General features: G+C 58.6%; 16 protein-coding genes and 1 other RNA gene. 12 read left to right on the top strand and 5 right to left on the bottom strand.

Translation table 11 applies throughout. The features are described from left to right. Positions 1-96 precede the first annotated feature (96 nt). From ppsA to V3W49_RS14975, 3 genes are all read left to right on the top strand, one after another. Entirely contained in the window at positions 97-2,478 is a 2,382-nt protein-coding gene (gene ppsA / locus V3W49_RS14985) for a phosphoenolpyruvate synthase (protein ID WP_500146542.1), read from the top strand. A 325-nt stretch (positions 2,479-2,803) separates the two neighbouring features. Continuing rightward, positions 2,804-4,213 (top strand): MFS transporter, encoded by a 1,410-nt coding sequence (locus tag V3W49_RS14980; protein WP_500146540.1) that lies wholly within the window; start codon positions 2,804-2,806, stop codon positions 4,211-4,213. After that, positions 4,197-6,575, top strand: coding sequence for a glycoside hydrolase family 3 N-terminal domain-containing protein (locus tag V3W49_RS14975; protein WP_500146538.1), 2,379 nt, complete (start codon positions 4,197-4,199; stop codon positions 6,573-6,575). The genes V3W49_RS14980 and V3W49_RS14975 overlap by 17 nt, the downstream gene beginning before the upstream one ends. A gap of 61 nt (positions 6,576-6,636) precedes the next feature. Here the strand turns inward: V3W49_RS14975 and rprA are convergent. Continuing rightward, positions 6,637-6,743, bottom strand: an RNA gene (gene rprA / locus V3W49_RS14970) — antisense sRNA RprA. Between the two features lie 176 nt (positions 6,744-6,919). Further along, positions 6,920-8,041 (bottom strand): AI-2E family transporter YdiK, encoded by a 1,122-nt coding sequence (gene ydiK, locus V3W49_RS14965; RefSeq protein ID WP_500146536.1) that lies wholly within the window; start codon positions 8,039-8,041, stop codon positions 6,920-6,922. A 201-nt stretch (positions 8,042-8,242) separates the two neighbouring features. On the opposite strand from ydiK, the gene ydiJ reads away from it, so the two are divergent. The 3 genes from ydiJ (at position 8,243) to sra (ending at position 11,930) form a co-directional block, all read left to right on the top strand. Next, positions 8,243-11,299 (top strand): D-2-hydroxyglutarate dehydrogenase YdiJ, encoded by a 3,057-nt coding sequence (gene ydiJ, locus V3W49_RS14960; protein WP_500146534.1) that lies wholly within the window; start codon positions 8,243-8,245, stop codon positions 11,297-11,299. Continuing rightward, positions 11,296-11,706, top strand: coding sequence for a 1,4-dihydroxy-2-naphthoyl-CoA hydrolase (menI, locus tag V3W49_RS14955; protein WP_500146533.1), 411 nt, complete (start codon positions 11,296-11,298; stop codon positions 11,704-11,706). Before ydiJ ends, menI begins: the two co-directional genes overlap by 4 nt. Positions 11,707-11,804: 98 nt before the next feature. Further along, on the top strand, positions 11,805-11,930 hold the full coding sequence (gene sra, locus V3W49_RS14950) for a stationary-phase-induced ribosome-associated protein (protein ID WP_500146531.1): 126 nt from the start codon (positions 11,805-11,807) through the stop codon (positions 11,928-11,930). 52 nt (positions 11,931-11,982) lie between these two features. On the opposite strand, the gene V3W49_RS14945 is transcribed toward sra, so the two are convergent. Genes V3W49_RS14945 through V3W49_RS14935 form a run of 3 tightly spaced genes read right to left on the bottom strand, consistent with a single transcriptional unit; the run spans position 11,983 to position 14,779 of the window. Beyond that, positions 11,983-12,759: an ABC transporter ATP-binding protein gene (locus V3W49_RS14945; protein ID WP_500146529.1), complete on the bottom strand. Its 777-nt coding sequence runs from the start codon at positions 12,757-12,759 to the stop codon at positions 11,983-11,985. Then, positions 12,759-13,775, bottom strand: a complete 1,017-nt coding sequence (locus V3W49_RS14940) for a FecCD family ABC transporter permease (RefSeq protein ID WP_500146527.1) — start codon at positions 13,773-13,775, stop codon at positions 12,759-12,761. Before V3W49_RS14940 ends, V3W49_RS14945 begins: the two co-directional genes overlap by 1 nt. Continuing rightward, positions 13,772-14,779 carry an ABC transporter substrate-binding protein gene (locus V3W49_RS14935; protein ID WP_500146526.1) on the bottom strand — a complete coding sequence of 336 codons (1,008 nt, stop codon included), beginning with the start codon at positions 14,777-14,779 and terminating at the stop codon, positions 13,772-13,774. The genes V3W49_RS14940 and V3W49_RS14935 overlap by 4 nt, the downstream gene beginning before the upstream one ends. A 116-nt stretch (positions 14,780-14,895) precedes the next feature. Between V3W49_RS14935 and zigA the strand changes: the two genes are divergently transcribed. The 6 genes from zigA (at position 14,896) to sufS (ending at position 21,556) form a co-directional block, all read left to right on the top strand. Then, positions 14,896-16,125: a zinc metallochaperone GTPase ZigA gene (gene zigA, locus V3W49_RS14930; RefSeq protein ID WP_500146525.1), complete on the top strand. Its 1,230-nt coding sequence runs from the start codon at positions 14,896-14,898 to the stop codon at positions 16,123-16,125. 323 nt (positions 16,126-16,448) lie between these two features. Beyond that, positions 16,449-16,826 carry a Fe-S cluster assembly scaffold SufA gene (gene sufA / locus V3W49_RS14925; RefSeq protein WP_500146524.1) on the top strand — a complete coding sequence of 126 codons (378 nt, stop codon included), beginning with the start codon at positions 16,449-16,451 and terminating at the stop codon, positions 16,824-16,826. Between the two features lie 2 nt (positions 16,827-16,828). Further along, positions 16,829-18,313, top strand: coding sequence for a Fe-S cluster assembly protein SufB (sufB, locus tag V3W49_RS14920; RefSeq protein WP_500146522.1), 1,485 nt, complete (start codon positions 16,829-16,831; stop codon positions 18,311-18,313). A gap of 24 nt (positions 18,314-18,337) precedes the next feature. After that, positions 18,338-19,084 carry a Fe-S cluster assembly ATPase SufC gene (gene sufC, locus V3W49_RS14915; protein WP_500146520.1) on the top strand — a complete coding sequence of 249 codons (747 nt, stop codon included), beginning with the start codon at positions 18,338-18,340 and terminating at the stop codon, positions 19,082-19,084. Continuing rightward, a complete protein-coding gene (gene sufD / locus V3W49_RS14910) occupies positions 19,059-20,339 on the top strand; it encodes a Fe-S cluster assembly protein SufD (RefSeq protein ID WP_500146519.1) in 1,281 nt (426 codons plus the stop codon). The genes sufC and sufD overlap by 26 nt, the downstream gene beginning before the upstream one ends. Continuing rightward, positions 20,336-21,556: a cysteine desulfurase SufS gene (gene sufS, locus V3W49_RS14905; RefSeq protein ID WP_500146518.1), complete on the top strand. Its 1,221-nt coding sequence runs from the start codon at positions 20,336-20,338 to the stop codon at positions 21,554-21,556. The genes sufD and sufS overlap by 4 nt, the downstream gene beginning before the upstream one ends. Positions 21,557-21,558: the final 2 nt, after the last annotated feature.

The following is a 21,558-nucleotide window of genomic DNA, read 5'->3' as shown; positions in this document are numbered from 1 at the left end:
GATTCACCGTTTTTCCCCGGGAAGCAAATATGCCAGGCTAAAAACCGTGTTAGATGTTTCTGGTTCCTGTTTCCATTTCACAAAAGGATTGTTTCGATGTCCAATAATGGCTCGTCACCGCTGGTGCTTTGGTATAACCAACTCGGTATGAACGATGTAGACAGGGTTGGGGGAAAAAACGCCTCCCTGGGGGAAATGATCACCAATCTTTCCGGTATGGGGGTATCCGTGCCCAACGGTTTCGCCACCACCGCACATGCCTTTAACCAGTTTCTGGACAGCCGCGGCGTGAATCAGCGTATTTACGCACTGCTGGACAAAACCAATATTGATGATGTGGATGAGCTGGCGCGCGCCGGAGCGCAGATTCGTCAGTGGATTATCGACACGCCATTCCAGCCGGAGCTGGAGCAGGCGATTCGCGAAGCTTATGAACAACTTTCCGCCGATGACGCTCAGGCCTCTTTTGCGGTTCGCTCTTCCGCCACTGCGGAAGATATGCCGGACGCCTCGTTCGCCGGTCAGCAGGAAACCTTTCTTAACGTTCAGGGCTTTGATGCCGTGCTGGTGGCGGTGAAGCACGTTTTTGCTTCGCTGTTTAACGATCGCGCTATCTCTTATCGCGTCCACCAGGGCTACGATCACCGCGGCGTGGCGCTTTCCGCCGGGGTGCAGCGTATGGTGCGCTCCGACCTGGCGGCTTCCGGCGTGATGTTCTCTATCGATACCGAATCCGGCTTCGACCAGGTGGTCTTTATCACGGGGGCCTGGGGCCTGGGCGAGATGGTGGTGCAGGGGGCGGTGAACCCGGATGAATTTTACGTGCATAAGCCGACGCTTGCGGCCGGGCGTCCGGCGATTGTGCGCCGCACTATGGGTTCGAAGAAGATTCGTATGGTCTATGCCGATACCCAGGAGCACGGCAAGCAGGTACGCATCGAAGACGTACCGGCCGCCGATCGCGATCGTTTCTGTATCACGCCGGAAGAGGTCGAGGCGCTGGCGCAACAGGCGGTGCAGATTGAAAAACACTATGGCCGCCCGATGGATATCGAATGGGCCAAAGATGGCCATACCGGTAAGCTGTTTATTGTCCAGGCGCGTCCGGAAACGGTGCGTTCGCGCGGTCAGGTGATGGAGCGCTACACGCTTCACTCCCAGGGTAAGATCATTGCCGAAGGGCGCGCTATCGGTCATCGCATTGGCGCAGGCGCCGTCAAGGTTATCCATGATATCAGCGAGATGAACCGAATCGCGCCAGGGGATGTGCTGGTCACCGATATGACCGACCCGGACTGGGAACCTATCATGAAAAAAGCGGCGGCCATCGTGACCAACCGCGGTGGCCGTACCTGCCATGCGGCGATTATCGCCCGCGAACTGGGGATCCCTGCGGTGGTCGGCTGCGGCGACGCCACCGAGCGCATGCAGGACGGGCAGCAGGTGACCGTCTCCTGTGCCGAAGGGGATACCGGATACGTCTATGCCGAATTGCTGGACTTCAGCGTTAAGAGCTCCAGCGTTGAAACGATGCCCGACCTGCCGCTGAAGGTGATGATGAACGTGGGCAATCCGGATCGCGCCTTTGATTTCGCCTGCCTGCCTAACGAAGGAGTGGGGCTGGCGCGTCTGGAATTTATCATTAACCGAATGATCGGCGTGCATCCGCGGGCGCTGCTGGAATTCGATCGGCAGGAGCCAGCGCTGCAGAACGAGATTCGCGAAATGATGAAGGGCTATGATTCGCCGATCGAGTTCTACGTTGGGCGTCTGACCGAAGGCATCGCTACCCTGGGCGCCGCTTTCTGGCCGAAGCGCGTTATCGTGCGCCTGTCGGACTTTAAGTCTAACGAGTACGCTAACCTGGTGGGCGGCGAAGGTTATGAACCGGATGAAGAGAACCCGATGCTCGGCTTCCGCGGCGCCGGCCGCTATGTGGCGGAAAGCTTCCGCGACTGTTTTGCGCTGGAGTGTGAGGCCGTAAAACGCGTGCGTAACCAGATGGGATTGACCAACGTCGAGATCATGGTGCCCTTCGTGCGTACCGTTGAGCAGGCGCGGGCCGTCGTCGATGAGCTGGCGCGTCAGGGGCTTAAGCGCGGCGAGAATGGGCTGAAGGTGATCATGATGTGCGAGATCCCGTCCAACGCTCTGCTGGCGGAACAGTTCCTTGAATACTTCGATGGCTTCTCTATCGGATCTAACGACATGACCCAGCTGACGCTGGGATTGGACCGCGACTCCGGTGTGGTTTCCGAGCTGTTCGATGAGCGTAACGACGCGGTGAAGGCACTGCTTTCCATGGCGATTCGCGCGGCGAAAAAGCAGGGCAAGTATGTGGGGATCTGTGGTCAGGGGCCGTCGGATCACGAAGATTTCGCCGCCTGGCTGATGGAAGAGGGCATCGACAGCCTTTCCCTGAATCCGGATACCGTGGTGCAGACCTGGCTGAGTCTGGCGGAACAAAAGCCGCAATAAGCCGATGCAGTTAATCAACAGGCTCCTCATCGAGGGGCCTTTTTTATATCTGGCATTGACAAACCGGAAGCTGGCGCCTTTTTATTTTGTGGTGGCGGTTAGTCGTCAGGTTATGGGCTATGCATTAAGGATATTCGTATTTTTGTTATTTTGCGCGCCATCACAATTACGGAGTTAAAAATAAAAAACATAATCCGGCTGTCAATTTTGACAATTGTTGGTTAGTAGAATGTTAACAATACTGAAGGTCGTTTAGTGGGCGACGGGCAGAATATCTGAGCGGTACGTCGCGACGTTTTGGCTAATGGAATAAGGCGCAAAATCGATGACGACCGTTTCAGTATTAACCACCCGGGACAAGATTGGCTATGGTCTGGGGGATATGGCCAGCGCGCTGGTCTGGCAGACGGCCACGCTGTTTCTGGCCTGGTTTTACACCGACGTATTTGGTCTTTCCGCCGCAGTGATGGGCACCATGTTTCTGGTGGTGCGCGCGCTGGATGCCTGCCTCGACCCCTGTATCGGCGCGCTGGTGGATCGCACTCAAACCCGCTACGGACGCTTTCGTCCCTGGTTGCTATGGTTCGCCATTCCTTTTGGGGTGAGCTGTATGATTACCTTCTATGTGCCGGATCTCGGTACTACAGGAAAAACGCTTTATGCCTGTGTAACTTACGCTCTGTTAAGCCTGGTCTATTCCGCTATTAACGTTCCCTACTGCGCCATGCCCGGCGCCCTGACGCTGGATCCGCGCGAGCGCCATTCGCTGCAATCCTGGCGCTTTGCGCTGTCGTTTGTCGGCGGTCTGGCGGTGACGGTGATAGCGCTGCCGCTGGTAGCCTGGCTGGGCCAGGGCGATGCCCGAAAGGGCTACTTCTTCGCGATGGGGCTGATGGGGTTATTGGGCGTCACGCTATTTTTCTGCTGCTTTGCGATGACAAAGGAGCGCTATTCTCCGCGCAGCGACTCCAGCGGTTCAATGTGGGGCGATATCAAACTGCTGGTGGCTAATCAGCAGTGGCGGATCGTATTTCTGTTTAATATTTTACTGTTGACCGCCGTCGTTACTCGCGGCTCTGCCACGCTCTATTATGTGAAGTATGTTTTATTACGCCCGGAACTGGTATTCGCGTTTATTGTTTCGGGCATGGTGGCTTCGATGCTGGGGGCGTTATTATCAGAAAAACTGCTCGGTAAATTCGACCGGGTTCGCTGCTATCAGTGGACGATTTTATGCTTTGTGGCGATCGGTGGTTCTATATTCTTTTTACCGCCGACGGCGCTGTGGCTTATTTTTGTCCTGAATCTTATCTTCAGTTTTATTCAAAATCTCACCACGCCTTTGCAGTGGAGTATGTTCTCTGATGTGGTTGACTATGAAGAGCAGCGCACCGGCCGTCGGCTGGACGGGCTGGTTTTCTCCAGCGCGCTGTTCGCCATTAAGATGGGACTGGCTCTGGGGGGCGCCGTGGTGGGCTGGGTGTTGGGAATGGTGGATTACCTGCCCAATATCCAGCAGCAAACGCCTCAGGTGCTGACCACCATTAATGGACTCTTTACGCTGATCCCTGCCGGGCTGTTTTTAACTATGGCGCTGTTATTGTGCTTCTACCAACTGAACAGTCGCCGGGTGGCCGATATCGCCGATGAACTGGCCGCCCGCCGTCAGAAAAATCCTGAAGCAGCCCCGTCTTTACCCGTAACCCAGGAGCTAACGCATGACCGCAATTTATAAGGATCCTACCCGTCCTGTCGCTGAACGCGTCGCCGATCTGCTGGCGCGCATGACCCCGGAGGAGAAATTCGCCCAGATGCACGCGTTCTGGCTGATTCTGTCGCCGGACGGTCAGCATCGGGAACGGAGTGATTTGAGCGATACCTTTGCCGGCGTCAGCGAACAGGCGGCACTGCAGGAACGCCTGAAACTGGGCGTGGGGCAGATAACCCGGCCCTTAGGCACTCATATCGTCAGCCCGCAACAGGGGGTTCGTGCCGCTAACCGGCTCCAGAAAACGCTGGTGGAAGAGACTCGCCTGGGGATTCCGGCGCTGTTTCATGAAGAGTGTCTGGTGGGGCTGCTGTGCAAGGACGCGACCCTGTTTCCTTCGCCGCTGAATTACGGATCGAGCTGGGACCCGACGCTGGTGGAGGCGGTAGCCGCCGCTATCGGCGCCGAAGCCCGGGCCGTGGGCTGTCACCAGGGGCTGGCGCCGGTACTGGATGTCTCACGGGACGTGCGCTGGGGGCGAACCGAGGAGACTTTCGGCGAGGATCCCTGGCTGGTGGGGCTGATGGCCACCCGCTATGTCCAGGGGTTACAGGGGCGGGACCGATCCCTGCTGGCCACCCTTAAGCACTATGTCGGCCACTCGTTCAGCGAAGGGGCCCGCAACCATGCCCCGGTGCATATCGGTTTTCGCGAGCTGAATGACACCTTCCTGCTGCCCTTTGAGATGGCGGTAAAACTGGCGAATGCCGGATCGGTCATGCCCGCCTATCACGATATTGATAATCAGCCCGCCCATTCGGATGCGTTTCTACTCACGGAAGTGCTGCGCGAGCGCTGGGGATTTGATGGCCTTATCGTTGCGGATTACGGCGGCGTTAGCCTGCTGCATCAGCACCATGGCGTTTCTGCGGGGCCGGCTGAGTCTGCCGCGCTGGCCTGGAATGCCGGGCTGGATATTGAACTGCCGAAAGATGACTGTGCGCGCCATCTGGGCGAAGCGCTGGAGCGCGGGCTGATAAGCCAGCAGAAAGTGGACGAGGTTGTGGCCCGTATCCTGACCGAAAAGTTCCGGCTGGGGCTATTTGAACAGCCTTATACCGATGAAAGCGCTATTGCTTTGCAGTCGGATGAGAGTCGCCGTCTGGCGCGCGAGGTGGCGACCCGCTCCATGACGCTGCTGGAAAATAACGGCATTCTGCCGCTGCGCGATGCCTCCCGGGTGGCGGTGATTGGGCCGACGGCGGACGATCCGCTGGCGCTGCTGAGCGGCTATAGTTTTCCGGTACACCTGATTATCAGCGACTGGCTGGATCAGGCGCCCCAGGTCACTACGCCGCTCCAGGCGCTGCGCGAAGCTCTGGGGGAAGAACGGGTCAGCTATGCCAGAGGCTGCCATATTATCGAGCAGCGCATGGCGGGAGCGCCGGTATTCCCGGGTGAAAGTACCGATAAGCCGCAGCAGCAGTCGCCGGTATCCCGCGATACCTCGCTTATTCCGCAAGCGGCGGCGCTGGCGGAAAGCAGCGATGTGGTGGTGCTGTGCGTGGGGGATCTGGCGGGACTGTTCCAGAGCGGTACAGTAGGCGAAGGTTCGGATACCGACAGCCTGGCACTGCCCGGCGTTCAGCAGCAGTTGCTGGAAGCGTTAGTAGAGAGCGGCACTCCGGTCGTGGTGGTGATGACCGGCGGGCGCCCCTATCATCTGAACGGCTATGAGGATAGGGTCGCCGCGCTGCTGATGGCCTGGGCGCCGGGTCAGGAGGGGGGATATGCCATTGCCGATGTGCTGACCGGCGTAGCGGAGCCGCAGGGGCGGCTTGTCGTTTCGGTACCGAAGAGCGCCGGGGCCATGCCGTACTATTACAACCATAAGCTGAAGAGCGGCGGTACGCCGCTGGCGTTTCATTTCGGTGCTCGTTATCCCTTCGGCTATGGCAAAAGCTGGACAACCTTTGACTACGGTGAGCTGACCCTGGCCGCCGAGCGGGTGGCCAACGATGAGGAGAGCGAGATCGTCGCGCAGTTGAACGTTCGCAATAGCGGCGCCGTGGCGGGCAGCGAAGTGGTGCAGCTTTACGTGCGCGACGAGCTGGCGTCGCTGGTGCGCCCGATCATGGAGCTTAAGGCGTTTGGGCGGATACATCTGGCGCCTGGCGAGCAGGCGACGCTGCGTTTCTCTGTGCCTGTCGATATGCTGAGCTTTACCGGGCAAGACAACGAACGGGTGGTGGAACCGGGGGTGTTTGAGATTATGGTTGGCGCCTCCAGCGGTGATATTCGTCAGCGTGCCAGGGTATATCTGGAGGGTGATATGCGCCATCTTGCCAGCCGCTGGCGGATGCTCAGCCGGTGTGAGGTACTCGCTTAGCGGTTAAGGATGATGTGGCGAGTGCGGTAGTGACCAACTGCACCGCCACCCTGTGTCGTCGGAAAAAAAAGGCCCATCGTAAGAGATGGGCAAAGACTACACACAGCAATTCGTTGTATCACTCAGGGGATTTCCATGCTTATAAATCAAGGCGTTGATCTATAATATGCGGCTAATAGTAGGCAGTGCCCGGGATGGCGTCGATCGGATTCCTCTCAATCGTTAATCTCTTTTAAGAAATCCGGGTGTGCATTAGATAAATCTGATGGTAATTGATTAAATTATGCGCGTATTAGATAAGATTTTCTAACCAATAGGCGGGGTTTTCCCGCCTTTTCTTAGTCTTACTGAGCCTCTTCCGGCTCTTCTTCCGGCTCTTCCAGAATCTCCACGACCTTGTCGGGATCCTCATCAGGTAGCGGAGCTTCGGCTACCCAGACTGAGTAAACCCGCCAGGAGACTGCCAGAGCCACCGGACCGATAAACAGACCGATCATTCCGAAGGCGATCATGCCGCCGATAACGCCGGAGAGGATAAGCACCATCGGCAGGTCGGCGCCCATGCGAATCAACACCGGGCGCAGAACGTTATCCAGGGTGCCCACCAGGCAGCTCCAGACCAGCAGCACGGTGCCCCAGGTGGTGTCGCCGCTCCAGTAGAGCCAGATGATGGCCGGTACCAGCACCGGCAGCGGCCCCAACTGAATCAGACAGGAGAGAATCATCACTACCGCCAGTAGCGTGGCGTAGGGAATGCCGGAGACTGCCAGACCAACGCCGCCCAGCACGCCCTGAACCAGCGCGGTAACGACCACACCCAGCGCCACGGCGCGAACGGCCTGGGCCGCCAGAATCACTGCGGCATCGCCGCGCCGCGCCGCCAGGCGGCAGGCAAAATGACGCAGACCGTAGGCTACCTGTTCGCCGCGCCAGTAAAGCAGCACGCTGAACAGCAGCATCAGGCCGCAGTGCATCAGAAATCGACCGATATGGGCCGCCTGGCCGATAAACCAGGTGGTGGTGGTGCCGATATAGGGGCGTACCTTATCCATAATGGCGTGGCCGCCGCTTTCCACCAGGGTATTCCAGCTGGAATAGAGCTTGTCGCCCACCATCGGAATGGACTTCAGCCACTCCAGGGTTGGCAGCGTCATATGGCCGCTCGTCGCCCAGTGCACCAGCGGGCCGCTGCTCTCCACCACGCTGTTGACCAGCAGGGCGAAGGGCAGTACGAAAACCAGAATCAGAATCAGCATCATCACAAGGACGGCCAGAGAGCGACGTCCCCACAGCAGTTTCTGGAGCTTAATCAGCAGCGGCCAGGTGGCGATAACTACCGTACCCGCCCAGGCGAAGCCCAGAATAAAGGGGCGCACAATCCATAAACAAGCGACGATCATCACCATCAGAAACAGTACGGACAGCAGGATCTGAGGCACATCCACGGGCCGTCGATTCATAACCATATTAAAGTATCCTTGCAGGCACCCGGCGGGTGCGGTAATGAGAGAGTTCGATTGCATAATGATGATGTATTTCAGCCAGTTTGCACAGTCTCATTATCCTGCACGGCGGCAGCGCGAATGGAAAAAATGTGATACAACCTATGGCTGCGGCTACGCAAACGATAACTCACAACACTCAATGTACAGACAGGGTCACCACTAATGATCCCACAGATTTCTCAGGCGCCAGGCCTTGTGCAACTGGTGCTCAGCTTTTTGCAGGAACTGGAGCAACAGGGTTTTACCGGCGATACCGCCACCAGCTACGCTGACCGGCTAACCATGGCCACCGACAATAGCGTTTATCAGCTAATGCCGGATGCGGTACTGTTTCCCCGCTCAACGGCCGATGTGGCGCTTATTGCCCGACTGGCGGACGACAATCGCTTTAAGAGCCTGGTCTTTACCCCGCGCGGCGGCGGTACCGGCACGAACGGCCAGTCCCTGAACCGGGGCATCATCGTCGATATGTCGCGCTACATGAATCGCATTATCGAGATTAACCCCGAACAGGGGTGGGTGCGGGTCGAGGCCGGAGTGATTAAGGATCAGCTCAATCAGTACCTGAAGCCGTTCGGCTATTTTTTTTCACCGGAGCTTTCCACCAGCAACCGCGCCACCCTGGGAGGCATGATCAATACCGACGCTTCCGGCCAGGGATCGCTGGTATACGGTAAAACCTCCGATCACGTCCTTGGATTGCGGGCGGTGCTGCTGGGCGGCGAAATTCTGGATACCCGGGCATTACCCATGACGCTGGCAGAGGAGCTGGGGCGTGAAGAGACGCAAACCGGGCGCATTTACCGCACCGTGGTGGAACGCTGTCGCAGCCAGCGTCAGCTTATTCTCGATAAATTTCCGCCCCTTAACCGCTTCCTGACCGGTTACGATTTGCGCCACGTCTTCGACGATGAGATGACCCACGTCGACCTGACGCGGATTCTGACCGGCTCCGAGGGGACGCTGGCCTTTATCACAGAAGCAAAGCTGGATATCACGCCGTTGCCGAAGGTGCGTCGTCTGGTGAACGTTAAATATGACGCCTTCGATTCGGCGCTGCGTAACGCGCCTTTTATGGTGGAGGCGAAAGCGCTGTCGGTAGAGACCGTGGATTCGAAGGTGTTGAATCTGGCGCGTGAAGACATCGTCTGGCATTCGGTGAGTCAACTTATCGCCGACGTGCCGGATAAAACTATGCTGGGACTGAATATCGTCGAATTCGCCGGTGATGACGAGGCGCAGATTGACCACCAGGTCGAACAGCTGTGCCAGCGGCTCGACGGGCTGATGGCGGCGGGCGAGGGGGGCGTGATTGGCTGGCAGCTGTGCCGCGAGCTCGCCGATATCGAACGTATTTACGCGATGCGCAAAAAAGCAGTGGGTCTGCTGGGTAACGCACCGGGGCAGGCCAAGCCAGTCCCCTTTGCGGAAGATACCTGCGTGCCGCCCGAACATCTGGCTGATTATATTGTTGAATTTCGCGCGCTGCTCGACAGCCATGGTCTGAGCTACGGTATGTTTGGCCACGTGGACGCCGGGGTGCTGCACGTCCGTCCGGCGCTGGATATGTGCGACCCCCAGCAGGAACTGCTGATGAAGCGGCTTTCCGATGAGGTGGTGGCGCTCACCGCCCGCTACGGTGGTCTGCTGTGGGGCGAACACGGTAAAGGCTTTCGGGCCGAATACAGCCCGGCCTTCTTCGGGGAAACGCTGTACGAAGAGCTGCGTCGCATTAAGGCGGCCTTCGACCCGGATAACCGGCTGAACCCCGGGAAAATCTGCCCGCCGCTGGGCGTTGATGAACCTATGATGAAGGTGGATGCGGCAAAGCGCGGCACCTGGGATCGCCAGATCCCGCTGGCGGTGCGCAGCTCCTGGCGCGGCGCGCTGGAGTGTAACGGCAACGGCTTATGCTTTAACTTCGATGCCAAAAGCCCGATGTGCCCCTCGATGAAGATCACCCGTCAGCGCATCCATTCGCCGAAAGGGCGCGCCACCCTGGTGCGGGAGTGGCTGCGCCTGCTGGCGGAGCGCGGCGTCGATCCGTTGCTGCTTGAAAAAGAGCTGCCGGATAAGCGCACCACATTACGCAGCCTGATTGAGCGCACCCGCAATTCGTGGCATGCGAAGAAGGGAGAGTATGATTTTTCCCATGAGGTGAAAACGGCGATGTCGGGCTGTCTGGCCTGTAAAGCCTGTTCCACTCAGTGCCCAATCAAAATCGACGTTCCGGCGTTCCGTTCCCGCTTCCTGCAGCTTTATCACACCCGCTATCTGCGCCCGGTACGCGACCATCTGGTGGCGACGGTGGAAAGCTATGCGCCGCTAATGGCGCGGGCGCCGCGAACCTTTAACTTCTTTATGGGCCAGCCCTGGGTTCGTCATCTGGTGCGTAACCGCATTGGCATGGTGGATCTGCCCGCGCTGTCGGTGCCTACTTTGCAACAGCAGCTGGTGGGGCATCGCTCGGCGGGGATGACCCTGGAGCAACTGGAAAAACTCAGCGTGGAGGAGCGCAGCCGTACGCTGCTCATCGTTCAGGATCCCTTCACCAGCTACTATGACGCTCAGGTGGTGGCGGATCTGGTGCGGCTGGCGGAAAAGCTGGGCTGGCAGCCGGTGATACTGCCGTTTTCCCCTAACGGTAAGGCGCAGCATATCAAGGGATTCCTGCAGCGCTTCGCCCGTACCGCCCGCAAGACTGCCGATTTTCTTAACCGCGTCGCGCAGTTGGGTATGCCGATGGTGGGGGTCGATCCGGCACTGGTGCTTTGCTATCGCGATGAGTATCGTCAGACCCTGGGGAGCGATCGCGGCGACTTCCAGGTACAGCTGGTGCATGAATGGCTGACCGGGGCGCTGGAAGGCAGAGAAGCGCAGAACCCATGCGGTGAAGCCTGGTATCTGTTCGGCCACTGTACCGAAGCGACGGCGCTACCCGGCGCGGCGGCGCAGTGGGGGGCGATTTTCCGCCAAATGGGGGCGCAGCTCGAAAGCGTCAGCGTGGGCTGCTGTGGTATGGCGGGCACCTACGGTCATGAAACCAGCAACCTGGCGAATTCGCTGGGGATTTATGAACTTTCCTGGCATCAGGCGCTGCAAAAGTTACCGCGTAACCGCTGCCTGGCGACCGGCTACTCCTGCCGTAGCCAGGTTAAACGGGTAGAGGGCAGCGGCATTCGTCACCCGCTGCAGGCCCTGCTGGAGATAATCGGATGATCTGGCGACGTGAAGTTTCGCTCGAGGCGCTGAACGCCACGGGCAACGGCAATATGGTGGGGCTGCTCGGCATTCGTTTTGTTCACCTTGGCGATGATGTGCTGGAGGCGACTATGCCGGTGGACGATCGCACCCGTCAGCCGTTCGGCCTGCTGCACGGCGGCGCTTCGGTGGTGCTGGCGGAAACCCTGGGGTCGGTGGCCGGCTGGCTCTGCACCGAAGGCGAGCAGAAGGTGGTGGGGCTGGAGGTTAACGCCAACCATCTGCGCGCCGTGCGGGAAGGGCTGGTTCACGGCAGTTGCCGGGCGCTGCATCTGGGGCGGCGTCATCAGGTGTGGCAGATAGAGATAACCGATGAAGCCGGGCGTCTGTGCTGTAGCGCGCGCCTGACGACGGCGCTGGTCTGAATACTGGTCACAGAATCACCGGAGACAGTTGCCAATGTTGCCTGGATGTTGCATACTCGAGTGGCTTTTTTCAGATAAACCACGCAGGAGAATGATGAATGAAAACCAATCGTCAGGCCCGTAAGTTACTGAAAATGGACCACTGGGCATCGAACAAGTACAAAGTCCGCGTCGGCGAGGACGGCACTGAAAATGTCTCCCGCAAATCAAGCGGCAGAAAATAAGCCTCCAGACCTTAGCCTGAGCCCGCCATTCGGCGGGCTTTTTGTTGTGCTGTTATCCGGCCTGTGCCTGGGGAGGCAGGAAATGAATCATCATGCCGTCGGGTGGACAGTGCTCCACCCTGGCTTCAACCTGCCAGGCGCGGGCAATGTTGCCGGGTGTCAGCACCCGCTCGGGTTCTCCCTGTGCCGTTACGGTGCCGTGATTCAGCAATACCAGATGCTGGCAGTAGCGGGCGGCCAGGTTGAGATCGTGCAGGGCGATAATCACCGTGACAGGCAGTTCGTGAATCAGCTGCATCAGCGCCAGCTGGTGGCGGATATCAAGGTGATTGGTCGGTTCATCCAGCAATAACAGCTGCGGCTTTTGCGCCAGCGCCCGGGCAATCTGGCAGCGCTGACGTTCACCCCCGGATAGCTGACGCCACGGACGATCGGCCAACGCCTGTAGTTGCGTCAGTCGGATTGCCTGCTCCACGGCGGCGCTATCTTCCCGACGCCAGGTGGAAAAAGCGCCGCGATGCGGCGTGCGCCCCAGGCGAACGATCTGTTCGACCCGCAGGTCGGGATCGGCGCTGGCGTGTTGGGGAACAAAGGCCAGCCGGCGGGCGAGAATGCGGTGCGGGTACGCGGCCAGTGGAGTGGCGCCCAGGGTAATGCATGGCGAGCGTGAGGGTATCAGCCCGGCCAGGCAGCGTAGCAGGGTCGACTTCCCGGAGCCGTTTGGCCCCAGCAGCCCGACGGTCAGGCCCGGCGCGGCGCTAAAGGCTACATCGCGCAGAAGGGCGCGGCCTTTCAGCGTGACGTTCAGTCGTTCGACACAGAGTCTCATTAGGGGTTCTCCCGGGTGCGGTAGAGAATGATGGCGAAAGCTGGCGCGCCGATCAGTGCGGTGACCACGCCGACGGGCAGCACCTGGTGGGGGAGCAGGCTACGAGATGCCAGATCGGCCAGAATCATAAAGTGGCTGCCCATCAGAAAAACGACGGGGATGAGCGTCAGGTGGCTGGTACGGATCAGCATTCTGGCCACGTGGGGAATAACCAGCCCCACGAAACCCACGGCGCCGATAGCGCTGACGATTGTGGCAGTCACCAGCGCGGTGACCAGGATCAGTACGATCCGCAGCCGGATCACCGGAATACCGAGCGTGGCGGCCACCTCTTCACCGAAGGCAAAGGCGTCCAGCGAGCGGGCATAGCACAGGGCGATGACCAGACCTGCCGTTGCGGCTGCCAGCCCCAGTAGCGCTTCCGGCCAGCGAACCCCACTCAGGCTACCCATCAGCCAGAACATGACGCCACGTGACTGCTCGGCATTGGCGGAGGTGCTGACCACCCAGGCCGTCAGCGCGTTAAACAGCTGGGTTCCCGCCACGCCCGCCAGAATGATGCGCGTTGCTTCATCGCGCAGGCCACCGGCCAGCAGCATAATCAGCCCGAAGGCGCAGCAGGCGCCGAGAAAGGCGCCACCGCTCACGCCGAGCAGCCCGCTGCCCACGCCCAGCAGCATTATGCAGACCGCGCCGGTGGAGGCGCCCGCCGAGATCCCCAGCAGCCACGGCTCGGCAAGAGGATTGCGTAGCAGGGTTTGCAGTATCAGGCCACATAGCGCCAGACCGCCGCCGCTACAGGCCGCCATCAGCGCACGGCTCATGCGGTACTGCCAGACGATCCCTTCATCAATGGGCGATAGGCGGTAGTGGCCGATACCCAGACCGTTGGCGATGGCCCGCACGACGTCTGCGGGAGCGATTGGCATATCGCCGCTGGCCGCGGTGACCACCATCATTAGCGGAAGGCAGAGGGTGCCGCTCAGAATCAGCAGGACGCTACGATTTCTCATCATGGGAGCTGCTTGCCTATCTGTTCCACGGCATCGACGTTACGCAGTGAAGGATTCAGAGACATGGCGGGAATCACGATGATGCGGCCCTGTTTCACGGCCGGTATCTCCCGGGTGACAGGATCATTTTTCAGAAAGGCGATTTTTGCCGCGGCGTTATCGGCGGGATAGAGTCGACGCTCCATATCGGCGATAACGATAATATCGGGCCGGGAGCGGGCAATATGCTCCCAGGTCACTGCCGGCCACTCCTCACGGGAATCGATAATATTTCGCAGGCCCAGGGTGCGGCTGATCCAACCTGGAGCGCCATCGCTACCTGCGACCCAGGGATCGCCGTTCAGGCGAGGACTGGAAAACCAGAATACCACCTTAAGGGGTGTGGAGCCGGGGCGCGCTGCCTGCTGGCGAGCATGCGCAATCCGCAGCTTAAGCTGGCGTCGCAGCCTCTGGCCCCGTTCGGTGACGTTAAAAATGCGCGCCAGTTCGTCGATTTCGCGGTTAATGCTCTCCAGGGTAAAGGGGGCGGTGCGGGCACCGTCGCCGTTGGAGTCGGCAGTGACGGCTTTACCGACACAGTCGGCCGGCGCTACCCAGGTGTGGATACCCAGATCTTCAAAGCGTTCCCGGGTTGCGACTTCGCCACGGGGGCCCAGGTGCCAACTGTATTGTGCCAGCACCAGATCGGGGCGTTGGGCGGCGACTGCTTCGAATCCCGGCGCGTTATCTGCCAGTCGTTTCAGCCCATGGCCCGCAGGTGCCAGCGCCGGAGGCAGGCGGCCAAACCAGACCGCAGTACCGACAATGCTTTTGCCTAACCCCAGCGCCAGCAGCAGCTCGGTTTCGTGTTGCCCAAGGGTAACTACCCGCTGCGGCGGCTGAAGGAAGGTCTGCGAGCGGCCGCAGTTCTCCACCGTCAGCGGATAGTGCGTCGCGTGGCTTTGCGCATAAACGCTGCCCGTCAGGCAGAGCAGCGCCGGCAGTAACCGCAGTGATTTTCTGAACATCGGTATCCTTTATCTCCTGAAAAGCGGGGGCTGGAAAATCAATGTTGAGATGTTATAACATAACAAATACTGTAAAAGATAGACCTTCACTTTTAACGATATAAGGGGTTGTCACCATGTCAGAGCCGTTCACCAGACGCCGTGAGGCGAAAAAACTCCCCGTTACCGTACTGTCAGGATTTCTTGGCGCGGGTAAGACTACGCTGCTTAACCATCTCCTCAACAACCGCGAACAGCTGCGCGTGGCGCTGATTGTGAACGATATGTCGGAAGTGAATATCGATGCCGGACTGGTCAGGGGCGGTGAAGCGGCGCTGTCGCGCACCGACGAAAAGCTGGTAGAGATGAGTAATGGCTGTATCTGCTGTACGCTACGCGAGGATCTGTTACTGGAGGTTAACCGGCTGGCCAGAGAAGGGCGCTTTGATTATCTGTTGATTGAATCTACCGGGATATCGGAACCGCTGCCGGTGGCGGAAACCTTCACCTTTGCCGACGAAAACGGCAACTGCCTGACGGATATCGCCCGGCTGGATACGATGGTCACCGTGGTGGATGCCTGTCACTTTCTGAGGGATTATGACGAAGGAGAGAGTCTGCATGCTCGCGGAGAATCGTCGGGTGAACAGGATAGCCGCACGGTGGTGGATCTGTTGAGCGACCAGATCGAGTTCTGTAACGTCCTGGTGGTGAATAAAACCGACCTGGTCAACGAAAGCCAGTTACGTAAGATAGCGGCGATTCTTCACTCCCTGAATCCGGAAGCGCGGATCCTGTATACCCGCTTCGGTGAGGTCGCGCTGGAAGATGTGCTGGATACCGGACTGTTCGATTTCGACAAGGCCGCTCAGGCGCCGGGATGGCTTAAGGAACTGCGGGGCGAGCATATTCCGGAAACTGAAGAATACGGTATCAGCAGCTTTGTCTGGCGGGCGCGGCGTCCGTTTCATCCCAAACGCTTCCATCATCTGGTGATGCATGACCTTGCGGGCGTGATTCGCTCCAAAGGCTATTTCTGGCTGGCGAGCCGCCCGATGCATGCCGGTATCTGGTCCCAGGCTGGCGGAGTAGCGCGACAGGAGCCGGGTGGTATGTGGTGGGCGGCGGTACCGGGCAATCGCTGGCCGACCGATCCGGAATCTCTGGATTTTATTCGCCGTCACTGGGTGGATGGCGTTGGTGATGCACGTCAGGAGCTGGTCTTTATCGGCAGTGAAATAGATGAGAACAGGTTGCGGCAGCGGCTTGATGCCGCGCTGCTTAACAATAATGAGATGGCCATGGGGCCGGAAGCCTGGCGCCGGTTCAGCGATCCCTTCGACCCCTGGTTTGCCGAAACGCTCTGATATTCCCCTTCAGGCGCCGCTTCATCTTTCCGGCGCCTGCTATTTTCCCGCCAGTCGCTATCAGATAAATAGGTATTACCTATACACCTTTAACACTGATTGCTAAAGCCTTTTGCAGAGTGCGACTGATTCTATAAATATCAATCATATAGAACATTGTCCCGGGGAGCGGCAAGCCTGGTGACAGGGTCTATCCTTATAAAAAACCCCCGTAAAAGCTCTTCTGCGGTGAATGCCCCTGCGGAGCTTGGGTTGAAGTGAGAATTGTTATCATTACCATTATGCTATCGACCCATTAACAGGGTCAAAAGTGAGGTGAAGCTATGGAACTGCATGCAGGAACATTCGATCCCGGCGATTTTGCATGGCAGGGGCTGACGCTGACGTCAGCAGCCGCGGAGCAGATTCGCCAGTTAACTCAACGGGAACCAGGCGTACTTGGTCTGCGATTGGGGGTGAAAAAGAGCGGCTGTGCGGGTTTTGGCTACGTGCTGGATACGGTAAGCGAACCTCAGGCTGACGATCTCCTGTACCAGCGCGATGGCGCACGACTGTACGTATCGACCCAGGCGATGCCGTTTATCGACGGCACCGAAGTCGACTATGTGCGTGAAGGTTTAAACCAGATCTTTAAATTTCATAACCCGAAAGCGCAGAACGAATGCGGCTGCGGTGAAAGCTTTGGGGTTCAGGCGGAATAGTTATGTCCAGAGATACCACAGAAGACAATGTACAAACCTGGAGCGGAAGCCTGAACTATAAAGAGGGCTTCTTTACACAGTTACAGACCGATGAACTGGCGAAAGGCATTAATGAAGAGGTGGTGCGCGCCATTTCAGCGCGGCGCAACGAGCCCGACTGGATGCTGGAGTTTCGCCTTAACGCGTTCCACGCCTGGCAGAAAATGGAAGAGCCACACTGGCTGAAGGCGCACTACGACAAGCTCAACTATCAGGATTACAGCTATTACTCGGCGCCTTCCTGCGGTAACTGCGACGATAACTGCGCATCGCAGCCCGGCGCCGTGCAGCAGACCGGCCAGGAGAGCGCCTTTCTGACCAAAGAGGTGGAAGAGGCTTTTAACCAGCTGGGCGTACCGGTGCGCGAAGGCAAAGAGGTGGCGGTGGACGCTATCTTCGATTCGGTCTCTGTCGCCACCACCTATCGCGACAAGCTGGCGAGTCTGGGCATTATTTTCTGCTCCTTTGGCGAAGCGATTCATGAATATCCGGAGCTGGTGAAGCGGTATCTTGGCACCGTGGTGCCGGGCAACGATAACTTCTTCGCCGCGCTGAATGCGGCAGTGGCGTCGGACGGCACCTTTATCTATGTACCAAAAGGGGTGCGTTGCCCGATGGAGCTTTCCACCTACTTTCGTATTAACGCCGAAAAAACCGGTCAGTTCGAACGCACCATCCTGGTGGCGGACGAAGGCAGCTACGTCAGCTATATCGAAGGCTGTTCGGCACCGGTTCGCGACAGCTACCAGCTGCATGCCGCGGTGGTCGAGGTCATCATCCACCGGGATGCCGAAGTGAAATACTCTACGGTGCAGAACTGGTTCCCTGGCGACAGCAATAACGGTGGGATCCTGAACTTTGTCACCAAGCGAGCGCTGTGCGAAGGCGAAAACAGCAAGATGTCCTGGACTCAGTCCGAAACCGGGTCGGCCATTACCTGGAAGTACCCGAGCTGTATTCTGCGTGGCGATAACTCCATTGGCGAGTTTTTCTCGGTGGCGCTGACCAGCGGCCGTCAGCAGGCGGATACCGGTACCAAGATGATTCATATCGGTAAAAACACCCGCTCCACTATTATTTCTAAGGGCATTTCCGCAGGCCAAAGCCAGAACAGCTACCGTGGACTGGTGAAGATCATGCCGACCGCCACTAACGCCCGTAACTACACGCAGTGCGACTCGATGCTGATAGGCAGTGAGTGCGGCGCGCACACCTTCCCGTATGTGGAGTGTCGTAACAACAGCGCCCAGCTGGAGCATGAGGCTACCACTTCGCGTATCGGCGAAGATCAGCTGTTCTACTGCCTGCAGCGTGGCATCAGCGAAGATGACGCTATTTCGATGATCGTCAACGGATTCTGTAAGGACGTTTTTTCGGAGCTGCCGCTGGAATTTGCGGTAGAGGCCCAGAAGCTGCTGGCCATCAGCCTTGAACACAGCGTCGGGTAACCGCAGTTTTATAAAGGAAACACTATGTTAAGTATTAAAGATTTGCACGTAAGCGCGGAAGATAACCCGATTCTGCGGGGCCTGAATCTTGAGGTGAAACCGGGAGAAGTGCATGCCATTATGGGGCCGAACGGCTCCGGCAAGAGTACCCTGTCGGCGACCCTTGCAGGCCGCGAGGATTACGAGGTGACCGGCGGTGAAGTGCTGTTTAAGGGCAAGGATCTGCTTGCGCTCGATCCCGAAGAGCGGGCGGGCGAAGGGATTTTCATGGCATTCCAGTATCCGGTGGAGATCCCGGGCGTCAGCAACCAGTTTTTCCTGCAGACCGCGCTGAACGCGGTACGTGAATATCGGGGCCAGGAGCCGCTCGACCGTTTCGATTTTCAGGATCTGATGGAAGAGAAAATTGCGCTTTTGAAGATGCCGGAGGATCTGCTTACCCGTTCGGTTAACGTCGGCTTTTCCGGTGGCGAAAAGAAGCGCAACGATATTCTGCAAATGGCGGTGCTGGCACCTTCGCTGTGCATCCTCGACGAATCCGATTCCGGGCTGGATATCGACGCCCTGAAGATTGTGGCGGATGGGGTGAATTCCCTGCGCGACGGCAAGCGCTCGTTTGTGATTGTGACCCACTACCAGCGCATTCTGGACTACATCAAACCTGACCATGTACACGTGCTATATCAGGGGCGCATCGTGAAATCCGGCGACTTTACCCTGGTGAAACAGCTGGAGGAGCAGGGCTATGGCTGGCTTACCGAACAACAGTAGTAACGCGTTGCAACAGTGGCATCATCTGTTCGAAAACGAGGAGGTTCGTAGCCCTGAAGCGCAACAGCATATGCAGCAGCTACTGCGAGAGGGGTTGCCGAGCCGTAAGCATGAAAACTGGAAGTACACCTTTACGCCGCTGGAAAAACTGCTGGCTTACCGCTTTGTACAGCCGCAGGGCGAGCCCGTAACGGCGGAGCAGCGCGATGCGCTGGCGCTCAGTATCGATGCGTTCAGGCTGGTCTTCGTCGACGGGCGATACAGCGAAGCGCTGAGCGACGAACTGAGCGGCAGCGGCTATGAGATTGCGGTGAGCGCCCGGCGTCAGGAACTGCCGGTCGCGATTCAGCCAGAGATTTTCCTGCACCTGACCGAAAGTCTGGCGGGCGAAGTGACCCATATCCGGGTACCCCGCAATACGCGCCCGCAACGGCCGCTGGTATTGATGCATATCACCCGCGGGCGGGATGGCGATGAGATGAATACCGCCCACTACCGCCATCATTTGACCCTGGAGCAGGGGGCGCAAGCCCGGGTGATCGAGCATTTCGTCAGCGCCGATGCGCGTACCCACTTTACCGGCGGGCGTCTGACCATGCAGGTGGCGGCGGGGGCCAGTCTGCACCACACTAAACTGGCTTTTGAAAATCCGCTCAGTTACCACTTCTCCCATAACGATCTGTGGCTGGAGAGAGACGCCAGCGCCCTCAGCACCAGCTTCCTGCTGGGGAGCAGCGTGCTGCGTCATCACACCAGTACCCGTCTGGAAGGCGAGAATACGACTCTGCGCCTTAACAGCCTGGCGATGCCGGTTGGCAGCGAAGTGTGCGACAGCCGTACCTGGCTTGAGCATAACCAGGGCTGGTGCAACAGTCGCCAGCTGCATAAAACTATCGTTAGCGATCGGGGGCGGGCGGTGTTCAACGGCCTGATTAACGTGGCGCCCCACGCCGTTAAGACCGACGGGCAGATGACCAACAATAACCTGCTGCTGGGCCGGCTGGCGGAGGTGGATACCAAACCGCAGCTGGAAATTTATGCCGACGACGTGAAATGCAGCCACGGCGCGACCGTAGGTCGTATCGATGATGAACAGCTGTTTTATCTGCGCTCGCGCGGTATTGGCCATCAGGCGGCGCGCCAGATGATTATCCACGCTTTTGCCGCAGAGTTAACGGAAGCCATCGACGACGAAGCGCTGAAACGCCAGGTTCTGGCCCGTATTGACCAGCGTCTGGCAGGGGGGCAGTCATGAGTTTCTCAATCGAACAGGTGCGAGCGGATTTCCCTATCCTGACGCGAGAGGTCAACGGTCAGCCGCTGGCCTATCTGGACAGCGCCGCCAGCGCGCAGAAACCGCTGGCGGTCATTGAAGCAGAAACGGAACTATACCGCCACGGCTACGCGGCGGTGCATCGCGGTATTCATACCCTGAGCGCCGAAGCGACGGAGCGCATGGAAAACGTGCGCGCCGGCGTGGCGAAATTTATTAACGCCCGCTCGGCGGAAGAGGTTGTCTTCGTGCGCGGCACCACTGAAGGGATAAACCTGGTGGCCAGTAGCTGGGGCAACCAGGCCGTGGGGGCAGGGGACAACCTGATTATCAGCGCGATGGAACATCACGCCAATATCGTTCCCTGGCAGATGCTGTGCGAGCGGGTCGGCGCCGAGCTGCGGGTGATTCCGCTGAATCAGGACGGCACCCTGCAACAGGAACGGCTGGCGGAATTGATTGATGAACGTACCCGGCTGCTGGCTATTACCCAGGTTTCCAACGTGCTGGGCACCGAAAATCCGCTGCGGGAGATGATAGCCAGGGCCCGGGCTGCCGGTGTGAAGGTGCTGGTGGATGGCGCTCAGGCGGTGATGCATCACGCGGTGGACGTTCAGGCGCTGGATTGCGACTTTTATGTTTTCTCCGGCCATAAAATTTACGGCCCTACCGGTATCGGCGCGCTCTACGTTCGCCAGGAGATTCTGCAGGCGATGCCGCCCTGGGAAGGGGGCGGTTCGATGATAGCCACCGTCAGCCTGAGTGAAGGCACTACCTATGCGGCCGCTCCGTGGCGCTTTGAAGCCGGTACGCCGAATACCGCCGGGATTATCGGTCTGGGTGCGGCGCTGGATTATGTCTTACGCGTGGGGCTGGACGAAATCGAGCAGTATGAAACCACGCTGATGCGTTATGCGCTGCGCGAACTGCAGGCGGTGCCGGATTTAACGCTGTATGGCCCTGAAGAGCGGCGCGGCGTGATCGCCTTTAATCTGGGGCAGCATCACGCCTACGATGTGGGCAGCTTCCTGGATAACTACGGGATTGCGGTACGTACCGGCCACCACTGCGCCATGCCGCTGATGGCGTTTTACCAGGTTCCGGCCATGTGCCGCGCTTCGCTCGCCATGTACAATACCGAAGAGGAAGTGGACAGGCTGGTGGCCGGGCTGATCCGCATCCATCGTCTTTTGGGTTAACA

The sequence above is a fragment of the Rosenbergiella sp. YN46 genome (assembly GCF_036620675.1).
Taxonomy (GTDB): Bacteria; Pseudomonadota; Gammaproteobacteria; order Enterobacterales; family Enterobacteriaceae; genus Jejubacter.
Note: the sequence above shows the minus strand (reverse complement) of the source record. Positions and strands in the feature narration are given on the sequence as shown.